This window comes from Nioella sp. MMSF_3534 (genome assembly GCF_030732985.1).
GTDB lineage: Bacteria > Pseudomonadota > Alphaproteobacteria > Rhodobacterales > Rhodobacteraceae > Nioella.
In genome coordinates this window covers 1-13,752 of the sequence record NZ_JASHJX010000032.1, presented here as the reverse complement: position 1 = coordinate 13,752, position 13,752 = coordinate 1, and the positions used below count along the sequence as shown (strand labels likewise).

Annotated in this window: 14 protein-coding genes; 7 read left to right on the top strand and 7 right to left on the bottom strand. The window is 63.5% G+C overall.

Annotated elements, in window-relative coordinates; all coding sequences use genetic code 11:
* Nucleotides 1–7 precede the first annotated feature (7 nt).
* Complete coding sequence (locus RBB16_RS13770; protein WP_306046721.1) at nt 8–1,213, top strand: efflux RND transporter periplasmic adaptor subunit; 1,206 nt, start codon at nt 8–10, stop codon at nt 1,211–1,213.
* A gap of 57 nt (nt 1,214–1,270) precedes the next feature.
* Here RBB16_RS13770 and RBB16_RS13765 read toward each other — a convergent pair whose 3' ends face one another.
* Genes RBB16_RS13765 through RBB16_RS13755 form a run of 3 tightly spaced genes read right to left on the bottom strand, consistent with a single transcriptional unit; the run spans nt 1,271 to nt 4,061 of the window.
* Nucleotides 1,271–2,011, bottom strand: coding sequence for an enoyl-CoA hydratase/isomerase family protein (locus tag RBB16_RS13765; RefSeq protein WP_306046720.1), 741 nt, complete (start codon nt 2,009–2,011; stop codon nt 1,271–1,273).
* A gap of 16 nt (nt 2,012–2,027) precedes the next feature.
* On the bottom strand, nt 2,028–3,077 hold the full coding sequence (locus tag RBB16_RS13760; protein WP_306046719.1) for a CaiB/BaiF CoA-transferase family protein: 1,050 nt from the start codon (nt 3,075–3,077) through the stop codon (nt 2,028–2,030).
* A 54-nt stretch (nt 3,078–3,131) separates the two neighbouring features.
* Nucleotides 3,132–4,061 (bottom strand): helix-turn-helix domain-containing protein, encoded by a 930-nt coding sequence (locus tag RBB16_RS13755; RefSeq protein ID WP_306046718.1) that lies wholly within the window; start codon nt 4,059–4,061, stop codon nt 3,132–3,134.
* Nucleotides 4,062–4,163: 102 nt separating this feature from the next.
* On the opposite strand from RBB16_RS13755, the gene RBB16_RS13750 reads away from it, so the two are divergent.
* Nucleotides 4,164–4,400, top strand: coding sequence for an Lrp/AsnC family transcriptional regulator (locus RBB16_RS13750; RefSeq protein ID WP_071690194.1), 237 nt, complete (start codon nt 4,164–4,166; stop codon nt 4,398–4,400).
* A gap of 148 nt (nt 4,401–4,548) precedes the next feature.
* Here RBB16_RS13750 and RBB16_RS13745 read toward each other — a convergent pair whose 3' ends face one another.
* The 4 genes from RBB16_RS13745 to RBB16_RS13730 all read right to left on the bottom strand — a co-directional run bounded on the left by RBB16_RS13745 (nt 4,549) and on the right by RBB16_RS13730 (nt 6,917).
* Nucleotides 4,549–5,205 (bottom strand): cysteine hydrolase, encoded by a 657-nt coding sequence (locus tag RBB16_RS13745; protein ID WP_306046717.1) that lies wholly within the window; start codon nt 5,203–5,205, stop codon nt 4,549–4,551.
* Between the two features lie 18 nt (nt 5,206–5,223).
* Nucleotides 5,224–5,541: a multidrug efflux SMR transporter gene (locus tag RBB16_RS13740; RefSeq protein WP_306046716.1), complete on the bottom strand. Its 318-nt coding sequence runs from the start codon at nt 5,539–5,541 to the stop codon at nt 5,224–5,226.
* A 248-nt stretch (nt 5,542–5,789) separates the two neighbouring features.
* The gene (locus tag RBB16_RS13735) at nt 5,790–6,287 is read right to left on the bottom strand and encodes a DUF2478 domain-containing protein (protein WP_306046715.1); all 498 of its coding nucleotides are present in this window, start codon (nt 6,285–6,287) and stop codon (nt 5,790–5,792) included.
* A gap of 12 nt (nt 6,288–6,299) precedes the next feature.
* Entirely contained in the window at nt 6,300–6,917 is a 618-nt protein-coding gene (locus RBB16_RS13730) for a carbonic anhydrase (RefSeq protein ID WP_306046714.1), read from the bottom strand.
* A gap of 234 nt (nt 6,918–7,151) precedes the next feature.
* On the opposite strand from RBB16_RS13730, the gene RBB16_RS13725 reads away from it, so the two are divergent.
* The 5 genes from RBB16_RS13725 to RBB16_RS13705 form a co-directional block, all read left to right on the top strand.
* Nucleotides 7,152–8,579 (top strand): circularly permuted type 2 ATP-grasp protein, encoded by a 1,428-nt coding sequence (locus RBB16_RS13725; protein WP_306046713.1) that lies wholly within the window; start codon nt 7,152–7,154, stop codon nt 8,577–8,579.
* A 7-nt stretch (nt 8,580–8,586) separates the two neighbouring features.
* Nucleotides 8,587–9,528 (top strand): alpha-E domain-containing protein, encoded by a 942-nt coding sequence (locus tag RBB16_RS13720; protein ID WP_306046756.1) that lies wholly within the window; start codon nt 8,587–8,589, stop codon nt 9,526–9,528.
* Nucleotides 9,525–10,343, top strand: coding sequence for a transglutaminase family protein (locus tag RBB16_RS13715; protein ID WP_306046712.1), 819 nt, complete (start codon nt 9,525–9,527; stop codon nt 10,341–10,343). The genes RBB16_RS13720 and RBB16_RS13715 overlap by 4 nt, the downstream gene beginning before the upstream one ends.
* A gap of 39 nt (nt 10,344–10,382) precedes the next feature.
* On the top strand, nt 10,383–11,123 hold the full coding sequence (locus RBB16_RS13710; protein ID WP_306046711.1) for a proteasome-type protease: 741 nt from the start codon (nt 10,383–10,385) through the stop codon (nt 11,121–11,123).
* Nucleotides 11,124–11,276: 153 nt separating this feature from the next.
* Nucleotides 11,277–13,752: heavy metal translocating P-type ATPase (locus RBB16_RS13705; protein WP_306046710.1), on the top strand; the 2,476-nt coding region annotated here is incomplete at its 3' end.

The following is a 13,752-nucleotide window of genomic DNA, read 5'->3' as shown; positions in this document are numbered from 1 at the left end:
TTCCAGATTGCCTCTCACCCTTGGCGCGATTGTCATTGTCGCTGCCGCCCTGACCGCTGCCTTCTGGCCGCAACCGACGCTGGTGGATTTCGGCACCGTCACGCGCGGGGGGATGATGCAGACCATCGACGAGGAGGGCCGCACACAGGTGCGCGACGCCTATGTCGTCTCGACTCCCGTGGCCGGACGGCTGCTGCGGGTCGAGGTGGAGCCGGGCGATCCGGTAACGCGTGCCGAAACGCAGGTCGCGGTGATGGAGCCGCTGAACCCCGCCGCTTTGGACATCTCGTCCCGCGAACAGGCCCGCGCTGCCGTCGCCGCCGCCGAGGCAGCGCTTCGCGTGGCACAGGCCGACCGAAACGCGGCGCTCGCCGAACAGGATCTGGCGCAGGCCGATCTGGAGCGCACGGAAACGCTGGCCGAAAGCGGCACGGTCAGTGCCGCCGCGCTGGAACGCGCACAGCGCGCCGCCCGCGCCGCCGATGCCACCGTCGATACCGCCGAGGCCGCGATTGCCATGCGCGAGGCCGATCTCGACATCGCGCAGGCCCGGTTGATCAGCTTCGACGATCAGGGGCTGTGGGGCGCAATCGCCAATGACGACCACGCGATTCCGCTGATGGCGCCCGCCGATGGCACCATCCTGCAAGTCATCCAGCAAAGCGAAACCACGCTCGGGGCAGGTACGCCGATCATGGAAATCGGCAATATCGAGGGCGATCTGGCGGTCAGTATCGCACTGCTCTCCACCGATGCAGTTCAGGTCAGCCCCGGCGACCGGGTGATCATCGAAAACTGGGGCCAACCGGTTCCCCTGCCCGGTGTCGTGACCCGGATCGACCCGTTCGGCACCACGCAATATTCGGCGCTCGGGGTGCAGGAACAGCGCGTGAATGTGCTGATTGATTTCACCGGTCCCGGCGAGGACCGGGAAGGGTTGGGGCATGGCTTTCGCGTTGAATTGCGGATTGTCGTCTGGGAAGATGACAACGCGCTGATCGTGCCCTCGGCCGCGCTGTTCCGGGCGGCTGGTGGATGGGCCGTCTTCGTGGTGGAAAACGGCACAGCCACCACCCGCCCGGTCGAAATCGGCCATAACAATGGCATCGAGGCAGAGGTTCTGTCCGGCCTGTCAGAGGATGAGATCGTCATCCTCTACCCCTCGGCGGCCCTTTCCGAGGGGCATGCCGTCGCGCAACGGGTGGTGAACTGAGCGAAGCTGCACGGGGGTGGCCCGGGCGGGACGACATACCCCCCCCTCGGATGCAGGTCAGCGGAACCGTCGGAACGTGTCCTGCGCGGCGGGGCCATCGCAATCTTCCGCGAAAAGCGCGCTCGCCTCCGCGTCCATCGCCTCGGCCCGCGCGGCCATATCGGGACCGAAGAAGCGCTTGACCTTGCGCGCGGCGCTGTCTGGCAGCATCGCAATGCGCATGGCCGCCCCCTTGGCGGAGTCCAGTGCCTTTTCGTCCCAGCACAGCCAGTCAGCCACCCCGGCCCTGACCGCATCCTCGCCGTTGAACTCTTCAAGGCCCAACACGATCAGCTTTGCCCGTGCCGGACCGACCCGCGCCAGCAGAGGGGCCATGCCCCAGGGCGGGAAGAACCCCTTGGGCACTTCCGGCATCGCCCATCTGGCCGAACGCCCGGTCACCACCAGATCGCAGGCTGTGGCCAGCACGAAGCCGCCGCCAAGGGCGTGGCCCTCCACCGCCGCAATGACCGGAACGGGATGGGCCGAAATCGCCCTTACCGCAGCGGCCGTCGCCGCCTCATGCGCCACGCGCCCGTCTCGGTCGAGCGCGGCCAGTTCCCGAAGGTCGCTGCCCGCGCAAAACCCCTTCCCGGCCCCGGTCAGAATGACAGAACGAATGGTGTTATCTTCGGCCAAGGCTGCCAGATGAGTCTGGAGGTCCAAACCGGTCTGCGTGCCCAGAACATTGCGGCGCGCAGGTTTGTTGAGTGTCAAAATCGCATAGGTATCAATTGTTTCGCAAAGAATTCTGGTCATCAAATCTCCTTCATATCTATTTCGCCAGATCGGGTTTCGTCCGCGAAAAGCGCGGCGCAGGGGCTGGTTCTATCACATTTTCGCGCCGAATGAACGCGTTTCGTGCCAGCGCATGAGGATGGTCATGCGCTTCCCAGAACGGCAGGACCGGGGCGAAACAGGCATCCGTGCCTTCCAGCAGGTCGCACCATTCCGCCTGTGTGCGGGTGGCAAAGAGCGCCACCAATTCCGCCTTCAGCGCAGGCCAGCTTGCCCGGTCCATATGCTTGTCGAGCCAATCCGCAGGCAATCCCGCCTTGTCGATCAATACCTTCATGAAGGGCTTCTCGATCGCCCCCACCGAGACGAACAACCCATCCGAACAGGCGTAGCAGCCATAGAAATGCGCCCCGCCATCGAGGAAATTCGCCCCCCGCTCCTCCGCCCACCAGCCAGAGGCGCGCAGGGAGTGGAACATGCTCATCATCAGCGAGGCCCCATCCACCATCGCCGCATCCACCACCTGCCCCTTGCCCGACCGCTGTGCCTCATAGACCGCCGCCATCACGCCGAATGCCAGGAACATCGCTCCGCCGCCATAGTCGCCCACAAGGTTCATGGGAACGGGCGGTGGCGCGTCCGGCTCCCCCATCGGGTGCAGCGCGCCCGCAAGGGCGATGTAGTTCAGATCATGCCCCGCCGCCTGCGCCAGCGGACCCTCCTGCCCCCACCCGGTCATGCGGCCATAAACAAGGCGCGGGTTGGCTTGCCAGCACTCCTCCGGCCCCAGCCCCAGCCGTTCCATCACGCCCGGACGGTTGCCTTCGATCAGCACATCGGCAGTCAGGATCTCGTCCAGCACCGCGGCACGGCCCGCGCGGGATTTCACGTCCAGTTCGATGAACCGCTTGCCCCGGCGGCAGATATCATGCGGCAGGTTGATCGAGACACCGCCGGGCCGGTCGATGCCCACCACCTCGGCCCCCATGTCGGCCAGCAGCATCCCCGCAAAGGGTCCGGGGCCAAGCCCCACCATCTCCACCACTTTCAGGCCCGCCAGCGGCCCGCCGCGTGTCGTTTCACTCATCCCGTCCTCCGTGTTCGAGGCCAGCATGGCGGGCGCACCCGTGGGGTCAAGCGGTCAAACCGCCCCGCCAATGGCCGCGCGCCGGTCGGTCGAGGGCGTCACCCCGAACTGCCGCAGATAGGTCTTGGAAAAGCTGCCCGAGGTGAAGCCGAAATCATGGGCGATTTCCTGCATCGGGCGACGCCCCTGCCGAACCTCGATCCGCGCCGCCTCCAGCCGCATTTCCCGATAGATCGGTCCCGGCGTGTCCCCCAGTTCCTTCTCGAACAGCCGCTCCAGCTGCCGTTGCGACAGGCCAAGCGACAGCGCCAGCGCCGCGACAGACACCGGCCGGAACAGGTTCGCCCGCATGATCTGCAACCCCGCGACCACGACCTTGTGCCGCGTCGCATAGCGTTCCTCCAGTGGCAGCAGCTGAGACCGCGCGGCCTCCGCATCCCGGTCGGCAGGCGACAGTGGCGCGGCATCGGCATCCACGCTACGATCAAGCGCCAGATCATAGCGCATCAGCGCCGCCGCATGCGCCGCCCGCGCAGTAGCGATCTCCGGCGTCCAGACAAAGGGCGCGTCGGTCAGTGCCGGTTTGCGGCGCATGCCGTCCAGCGCCGCAGCCGTATCGGGATTGACCGACAGCTCCAGCCCCTGCGGCAGATCGAGCTGCGCCAGCAGCCACACCCCGCCGCCCACGGCCCAGATCCGCCCGCCCTGCCGCCGCGCCCGGCGCAGTGCGGCCAAAGCGCCCTCGCGGTCCATGTCCGACAAGGTCAGCCCGCTGAACACCACCAGCGCATCGCCCGGTTCCATCGGCGGCACCGGCCCGCCATGGGCTACGTGAACACCGCTATCCCCCGGCACCGATGCGCCCGACAGCGCCGTGGTCTGGAAATCCACCCCCGCCTCGGTCAGCACGGTCGAGGCCGCGCCCAAAGCCGCCAGGTCGAACCCGGGCAGCAGCAGAAACCGATAGGGAAGCGCGTTGGTCATGGCCAGACCCTACCCCGTTGCCCCGCGCCGGGATAGTCCGGGTTGATCCCGACGCCAAAGACGGGTCAACTTGCGGCCAGACCCATTCGCAGGATTCCCCCAATGCAGACCGTCTTCGTCCAGATCCGTTGCAAACCCGGCACCACCTATGACGTGGCCTTCAATATCGTCCTGAAGGAAATCCATGCCGAGCTCTTCTCGACCTCCGGCGAATACGACCTGCTGGTCAAGCTGATCATCCCCGAGGGCGAAGACATAGGCCGCTACATCAACGAACGCCTCTGCGACGTACCGGGGATCGAGCGGACGCTGACAACGCTGACTTTCAAGGCGTTCTGAAGGGCGGCTGCGGGCTCAGGTGACTCTGCAGAGGAATGCGCCTGTCACACGTGGACGCCAATTGAGGTGATGCACTTTGGGCGGATGTCGGCTTCGAGCCCATATCTACGCGTTTGCCGCATCGCCGCGAAAGGCAGGTCCGCATCAATTAGACAGAAGTCAGGCCCGCAAGATCAACCCGTATGCTGTACGATGACATTGCCTCCATCATTGTGGTTCGGTCCTGAACCGCGCCTGTCTGCAGATACTCCATCGCTTTGAGCGCCGCCTTGTGTGCCGCCACTGACGAGCCGCCGACGCAATCCTCCGCAACGCGACAGAAGTAGTCAGACTGGTGCCCATCGACGAACGTGTAGTGGACACAAACATCTGTCAGTCCACCGCACAGGAGCAGCGTATCGACTTTCAGGCCCCGTAACAGAATTTCAAAGTCAGTTCCGAAGAAAGCCGAATAACGCCGCTTGGGGATGATATAGTCGCCTTTGCGATATCCCATTTCCTCTTTGGCGACTTCCGTGCGCGGATCGCCCTCAAGGCAATGAACATCCTCATCTCCATCCAATTCTCGACCGAAATCAACCAGATCGGGTCGGTGGACTTCCTGGATGAAGATGACGGGGATATCATTCTCATGCGCGGCATCGACCAGATCACGCGCGGCGATCATGCGATCCTTGTAACCCGACATGTTATCGATGGACCTCACTTCGCTGTCGTCAATGAAAGTGCTTTTCTGAATGTCGATCACAATGAGCGCGGGCCGACCTTCGATCAGTCTTCTTGCTGTTTTCGTCTTTGTCGTCATTTTCCGTGTCCTTTCGTCTTAGTGTGCATCTGAACCGAGCAGAAACATCCCTGCAATCAGAAGTGTCAGACCAGCAATACCGGCGATGCTGAGGTTCTGATTGAAGGCCAACACGCCAACCAGCACCGATCCGACTGAGCCGATACCGGTCCAAATCGGGTAGGCAATACCTAGCGGCAGTCGAGTCATCGCAGCGTAGAGGGCGACGATGCTCGCGATCATCGCGATGAGCGTTAGAGCGCCAAAGGTCCAAGAAAAACCCAGGCCAAGCTTCTTGAGCCCCGTCGCCCAAACGACTTCCAGCGCACCTGCAATGAGAAGAAAAATCCAAGCCATTCTGACCCCCAACGTTTTGCAGGTCGTCCTGACTGGTGCCCTTTCGCGGCCGGGTCGTCCCAGCGGGCCATGGGCTTTCGGATAAATGTGCGGGCGCGAATTGTCAATTTGTCAATCAGCAACCGGAGAAGTCAAAGCAGACCTTCAATCGCAGAGTGTAAAGGTCGGTTATGTCCGCAAAGCCGACATACATAGCCGTCGAATGCAGCCTCCCCCACTCTCGGTCGTCAGCCCTGCACCGCCACGGTTCAGCCCTCGCCGAACCACTCCAACAACGCCTCAACGTCCGGGGTCAGCGCCTCGGCCATGCCGCCGCAAAACGCCTCAAAAGCGTCCCGGTTCAGCCCGTTCAGCCCCACCACGACCGGAATATCCTGCGCCAGCGCCGTGCCGATCACCTCTCGGAACCCACGGCCCTCCGCCTCCTGCTTACCGAACTTGTTGACGACCAGCAGCCGTGTATCCCCGTTAAGCCGCTGCTCCACCAGCCCCACGGCCTGTTCCAGCGCGTCGGGGTTCAGGCGGCAGCCTCGTGACCCCGGTCCAAGGTCCTGCGAAATCCGCAGCACGGGGCCAGAGGGCAGCACCTCCACATCCATGTCGCAGGCCTTTGCGGGCCCGCAATCGGTGTTGGTCTGCACCACGCCCGCCACGTCCACACCGCGCGCCATCAGCGTTTCGACGAAGCGGCCAAGCACCCGGTCCACATCGCCGCGCCCCGGCGACATGACATATCCGATCTTCATGGCTTCGCCCTTTCACTCCTTTGCGTCACGGCCCAGATGCGCCCCTGTCAGCGTGACGTCAAGGTTGCGCAGTTCGCCCTCTGACAGCCGATAGAGCAGCCCGTGCACCGAAACCCGGTCACCGCGCGCCCATGCGCGCTGCAGGATCGGCGTTTCAGCAAGCCGCGCGACCGCCTCGATCACGCTCAGCTCCGCCAGCCGGTCATTGCGGGCCGGACCCTCGGGAAAGGCCGAAAGATCCGCCGCGTTGCGCCGGGCCAGCCGCCGAAGCGCTTCCAGCCAGTGATCGGCCAGCCCGTTGACCAGCCCCCGGCTGGCCGCCGCGATGCCCCCGCAGCCGGTATGACCGCAAACGATGATCTCGCGAATCCCCAGAACGTCGATGGCGAACTCCAGCGCACTGAGCAGGCTGAAATCGGTGGAATGCACAAGGTTGGCGACGTTGCGATGCACGAAGATTTCACCGGGATCGAGCCCGCCCACCACGTTTTCCGGCACCCGGCTGTCGGAACAGCCGATCCAGAAATAGCTGGGTTGCTGCCCTTGGGCCATGCGCTGGAAATAGGCAGGGTCCGCCCGTCGCCGGTCCTCGGCCCAATCCGAATTTCGCGCCAGCAAATGGTGCAGCATGGGATGATCCTCCGCCCTGGCCGATGTCCATCCAAATCCGGGCGCGGGCCTGCGTCAAGGCAAAGCACAGCCCGCCCAACCCTGAAGCGTCTGAATAATGGGCCTTGATGCTCAAATTTCAGGCACCCGAACGGGTCATCGAGCCGCCATGCTCCCCATCCCACAGATCAGCTTGCATCCTCGATAACCGAATTTGCCAATTGATTAGTCTCAAAACTCGCACATAGTGGTTACATGGCAGACACAGGTTCCACCTTCGATGAAATGCTGGCACGGTCGGACCAGCCCCGCCCGCCCTACGAGTCCTATTTCCAGTGGTTCGCCAATGAGGATCTCAAGGATCTCCGCCGCAAGTCGAGAGAGGCCGAGGCCTTTTTTCGCCGCATCGGCATCACCTTCAACGTCTACGGGCAGGACGAGGCGGACGAGAGGCTGATCCCCTTCGATATCGTGCCTCGCATCATTTCGGCGCGCGAATGGGCCACGCTGGAACGCGGCATCGAACAGCGGGTGCGCGCGATCAACGCCTTCCTGCACGACATTTATCACCGGCAGGAAATCCTGCGCGCGGGCCGCATCCCCAAGGAAATCATCTCGAAGAACACCGCCTTCCTGCCGGAAATGATCGGGGTGAACCCGCCCGGTGGAGTCTATACCCATATCGTCGGCACCGATCTGGTGCGCACCGGAGAAAACGAATTCTTCGTGCTGGAGGACAATGCCCGCACCCCGTCCGGTGTCAGCTACATGCTGGAGAACCGGGAAACCATGTTGCAGATGTTCCCCGAGCTGTTCAGCCAGCTGAAAGTGCGCCCGGTCAGCGCCTATCCGCAGCTTCTGCGCCGCTCGCTGGCCGATTGCGCGCCCGAGGGGCTGACCGACCGGCCCACGGTGGCGGTCCTGACCCCCGGCATCCACAACTCCGCCTATTTCGAACACGCCTTCCTGGCCGACCAGATGGGGGCGGAACTGGTGGAAAGCCATGATCTGGTGGTGGAAAACGGCCGTGTCGCGATGCGCACGACGCAAGGCTATCACCCGATCGACGTGCTTTATCGCCGTGTCGATGACGACTATCTTGACCCGCTGACCTTCAACCCCGACAGCCTGCTTGGCGTGCCCGGCATCATGGATGTCTACCGTGCGGGCAATATCACCATCGCCAACGCGCCGGGTACGGGCATTGCCGATGACAAGGCGCTTTACAGCTACATGCCCGATATCGTCGAGTTCTACACCGGCGAGCGGGCGATCCTGCAAAACGTGCCGACATGGCGCTGTTCCGAGGCGGATTCGCTGGCCTATGTGCTCGATCACCTGTCGGACCTGGTGGTCAAGGAGGTGCATGGATCGGGCGGCTACGGGATGCTGGTCGGCCCCGCCGCCTCGAAAAAGGAAATCGCGGCCTTTGAGAAGAAATTGCGCGCCCGACCGTCGAACTACATCGCGCAGCCCACGCTGGCCCTGTCCACCGTGCCGATCCTGTCCAAGGCAGGGCTTGCGCCGCGTCATGTCGACCTGCGCCCCTTCGTTCTGGTCTCTCCCAACAAGGTCGAAATCACGCCCGGCGGCCTGACCCGCGTGGCGCTGAAGAAGGGCTCTCTGGTGGTCAATTCCAGCCAGGGCGGCGGCACCAAAGACACCTGGGTTCTGGGGGACTAGGCCGATGATGCTGGGAAAAACCGCAGGCGGCCTCTTCTGGATGTTCCGCTATATCGAACGGGCCGAAAACACCGCGCGACTGCTGGAGGCCGGCTGGCGCATCGCGCTGACCCGGTCCGACGGCGAGTCGAATGAATGGCAATCGGTCGTCAACACCGCCGGGATCGACGCCGCCTACTCCGCGAAGTTCGACAGTTTCGACTCCGGCTCGGTGATCAACTTCCTGCTGCGCGACCGCGACAATCCCTCTTCGGTTCTGAGTTCCATCGAAGCCGCCCGGTCCAATGCCCGCATGGTGCGCACCGCGCTGTCATCGGAAGTGTGGGAGGCGGTGAACGAATGCTGGATGGAGGTGAAATCGGCACTGGCCCGCCCGGTATCGGAACGCACCCTGCATGAACTGCTGGCCGCGATCCGCTATCGCACTTCGGTGGTGCGCGGGGCGCTGCACGGGACCATGCTGCGCAACGACATCTTCGCCTTCTCGCGCCTCGGCACCTTCCTGGAACGCGCCGACAACACCGCCCGCATCCTCGACGTGAAATATTACGTCCTGCTGCCCTCCGCCGCCTTCGTCGGCAGCCGCATCGACAATGTGCAATGGGAGGTGATCCTGCGGTCGGTCTCGGCGGAGCGCAGCTATCGCTGGCTCAATGGCGGCGAAACCACGCCCATGGGGATCGCGGAGTTCCTGATCCTCGACAAACGCATGCCCCGGTCGCTTGCCTTCTGCTATTCCAAGATCGGCGAGAACCTGAACTGGCTGGCCAATGACTACGGCACCCGCCACGAAAGCCACACCCTTGCGGACCGCATCTGCGGCCAGTTGAACGGGACCACCGTGAACACCATCTTCGAGGAAGGGCTGCATGAATTCCTGACCGCCAGCATCAATGACACCTCCACGCTGGCAAGCCTCATCCAGACAGATTTCCGGTTCTATCAATGAGCAGCCCGATCCGCCTCGCCATCACCCATGTGACCACCTACAGCTATGACCAGCCGGTGCATTACGCGTTGCAGCAACTGCGCCTTGTGCCCCGGTCGGGGCATGGGCAGACCGTGCTGGACTGGTCATCGACGATCACCGGCGGTACCAAGCAGGCCAGTTTTTCCGACCAGTTCGTCAACCACACGGAACTGGTCAAGGTCGATGCCGGTGCCACCCGGATCGAGATTCGCAGCGAAGGCACGGTCGAGGTCGAGGACAATCACGGCATCATCGGCACGCACAAGGGCTTTGCCCCGCTCTGGCTGTTCGAGAATCCCACCCCAACCACCTCCCCCGGCCCCGCGATCCGGGCGCTTGCACGCCAGCTGAGGGCCGAACAGGACGGGGCCGATACGCTGGCGCAGTTGCACGCATTGTCGGCGATGATCCTGTCGCAGGTCAGCTATGAAACCGGGCGCACCAACAGCGACACCACCGCTGAATCCGCCCTGACCGCGGGCCATGGCGTCTGTCAGGACCACGCCCATATCATGATCGCCGCCGCGCGGCTGTTGGGTCATCCCGCGCGCTATGTTTCGGGCTATCTGATGATGAACGATCGCGTCGATCAGGATGCCAGCCACGCCTGGTGCGAAGTCTGGACCGAGGCGCTCGGATGGGTCGGCTTCGACGTGTCGAACGGAATTTCACCCGATGCCCGCTATGTGCGCGTTGCCACCGGCCGCGACTACCGCGATGCCGCGCCGATCATGGGCATTCGCCAGGGCCCCGGTGATGAGCATCTTCAAGTCAGCTTGCAAGTCCAGCAATAGCCTGATTTCTAGGCATCGGAATCAAAGAGGACGACGGCCGTGACTTATTGCGTGGGGCTGAAACTGAACCGGGGCCTGGTGTTCATGTCGGACACGCGGACCAATTCCGGCATCGACAATATCTCCACCTTCCGCAAGATGTTCATCTTCGAAGAACCGGGTGAACGCTGCATTACAATCATGACGGCGGGCAATCTGGCCACCACGCAATCGGTGATCAGCCTGCTGGAAGAACGCGGCAAGGCCCCCGATGACCGCAGCCCGGGCATCTACAAGGCCAAGTCGATGTTTCAGGTCGCGACCCTGATCGGCAACACGCTGAAAGAGGTCATTGCCAGCCATGCCGATTCCGGCCAGCAGGCCGACGCAATGTTCTCGGCCACGATCATTGTCGGCGGTCAGGTCGGCGACGGAGATGCGCGCCTGTTCATGATCTACCCGGAAGGCAATTTCATCGAAGCGAGTGAGGATACGCCCTTCTTCCAGATCGGCGAAACCAAATATGGCCGCCCGATCCTCGTCCGCGCGTTCGAACCGGACATGAGCTTCGAAGACGCCATCAAGCTGCTGCTCGTCTCGTTCGATTCAACCATCAAGGCCAATCTCTCGGTCAGTCTGCCGCTGGACCTGCACGCCTATGACGCGGACAGCATGAAGCGAGGCAGGGAAATGCGGATCAAGGCGGACAACCCCTATTTCGAAGAGATCTCGACCGGCTGGGGCGTGGCCTTGAAAAACGCGTTCCGGGAATTGCCGGATTTCACCTTCCCGACCGCGTAATCGGTCAAACGCCTGTACGGGGGGTGCACGGGGGGTGTACGCCCGGTGTACGGGGGGTGACCGGCATTTTTTTATCTCCCACGCCCTTGACCTTCCAGAGACTGGAACCCCTATCTACCGTGCTGACCGAAGATTCGGCCCGAAGGTTCCCCCATGTCCGACCAAGCCAAGACCCATCTGCATATCACCGGCCTCAGCTGCGCCGGATGCGTGCGCCGCGCGGAAACCGCGCTGGCGTCTGTACCCGGTGTGAGCAGCGCCGAGGTCAGCTTTGCCAGCGAAAGCGCGCAGGTTCTGCATGATCCCTCCGTCGGGGTGGATGACCTGACAAAAGCTTTGGAAACAGCGGGTTACCCGGCGGCACAGGCGGATATCACCCTGTCGGTCGAGGGCATGACCTGCGCCTCTTGCGTGGGGCGCGTGGAAAAGGCGTTGCAGGCTGCGCCGGGGGTCTTGTCGGCCTCGGTCAACCTCGCCACGGAAACGGCGCAAGTGCACTATCTGCTTGGGCAGTCCAGCCCCGCGCAAATCGCGGGCGCGGCCACGGCTGCGGGCTACAAGGCGACGATCAGGGGCACGGAACCCGACAGTAGGGATGAACGCAAAGCACAGGAAATTCAAAGCCTTGCGCGGAAGACTTTGCTTGCCGCCGCGCTTGTTCTGCCGGTCTTCATCGTCGAGATGGGCGGGCATGTCTTCCCTGCCCTGCACCATTACGTGGCGATGTCCATTGGCGAACAGACCAGCCGGGTTCTGCAATTCCTGCTGATCGCAATCACCCTCATCGGCCCCGGTCGCGGCTTCTATACCAAGGGCATTCCGGCGCTGCTGAAGGGGGCGCCGGACATGAACTCTCTCGTCGCACTCGGCACCCTTGCGGCGTTCGGGTATTCCACTGTGTCCACCTTCGCCCCCGCGCTACTGCCCCAAGGCACCGCGCATGTCTATTTCGAGGCGGCGGGCGTCATCGTCGTGCTGATCCTTCTGGGCCGCCTGCTGGAAGCGCGCGCCAAGGGCCGCACCGGCGAGGCGATCCGCAAACTATTGTCCTTGCAGGCAAAAACCGCTCGCGTGGAACGTGGCGGCGAGGTTGTGGACCTGGCCATCGAAGAGGTCGTTGCAGGCGACATCCTGCATGTCCGGCCCGGCGAGAAGATCGCCGTCGATGGCCGGGTGATCTCGGGTGAAAGCCATGTGGACGAGGCGATGCTGACAGGCGAGCCGATCCCGGTTCTGAAGGTGCGCACATCGCTGGTCGTGGGCGGCACGGTGAACGGTGCAGGCGCCCTGACCTTCCGGGCCGAAAAAGTGGGCCGCGACACGATGCTGGCGCAGATCATCGCCATGGTCGAGGAGGCGCAGGGCGCGAAGCTGCCCATTCAGGGCCTTGTTGACCGCATCACCGCCTGGTTTGTCCCCGCCGTCATCGCCGCGAGCCTTCTGACCGTTCTTGTCTGGCTGATCTTCGGCCCCGATCCGGCGCTCAGCCTTGCGCTGGTCGCGGGCGTCTCCGTCATGATCATCGCCTGCCCCTGTGCCATGGGGCTGGCGACACCCACCTCGATCATGGTGGGCACAGGTCGCGCCGCTGAAATGGGCGTGCTCTTCCGCAAGGGCGATGCGCTGCAAAGCCTGCAAGGGGCGCAGGTCGTGGCATTTGACAAGACGGGCACCCTGACTGAAGGCCGCCCGGAACTGGTCGCACTGACGCCGGTTGGCATGTCTGATGACGAGGTGTTGCGGCTGGTCGCCAGTGTCGAAAGCAAGTCCGAGCATCCCATTGCCGCCGCCATTCTGCGGGCCGCAAAGACACGCGGGCTGGAGGTGCCGGAACCAGAAGGTTTCCAATCGGTTACCGGGTTCGGGGCAATGGCGATGGTTGAAGACCGGAGAGTCCTTGTCGGCGCCGCCCGCTATATGGAGCGTGAAAACATCGACACCGCCCCGCTGATGGCAGAGGCCGGCCGGCTGGCCAGCGATGGCAAAACCGCGCTCTTTGCTGCCATTGACGGCCAGCTTGCTGCGCTGATTGCCGTGGCCGACCCGATCAAGCACTCAACCCCGCTGGCCCTGACCATGCTGCGCGACATGGGCCTGCAAACCGCGATGATCACCGGCGACAACCCCGCCACGGCAGAGGCCATCGCCCGCGATCTGGGGATCGACCACGTGGTTGCGGACGTTCTTCCCGACGGCAAGGTCGAGGCCGTCGATCGCCTGCGCAGCCGTGGTCCGGTGGCCTTTGTGGGCGACGGGATCAATGACGCGCCCGCGCTGGCCTCTGCCGATGTGGGCATCGCCATCGGCACCGGCACCGATATCGCCATCGAGGCGGCGGATGTGGTGCTGATCTCGGGCGACCTGCTTGGCGTCGCCAATGCCATGCGGATCAGCCAGCGCACGATTGCCAATATCCGGCAGAACCTGTTCTGGGCCTTTGGCTATAACGTGCTGCTGATCCCCGTCGCGGCGGGCGTGCTTTATCCGGTGACCGGCATGCTATTGTCCCCTGCGCTGGCGGCGGGTGCGATGGCGCTTTCCTCGGTCTTCGTGCTGTCCAACGCCCTGCGGCTGAGATGGGTCAGCGCGGCGCATGACGCCCCTGCTGATCCCGTAACGCCCGCCCGCT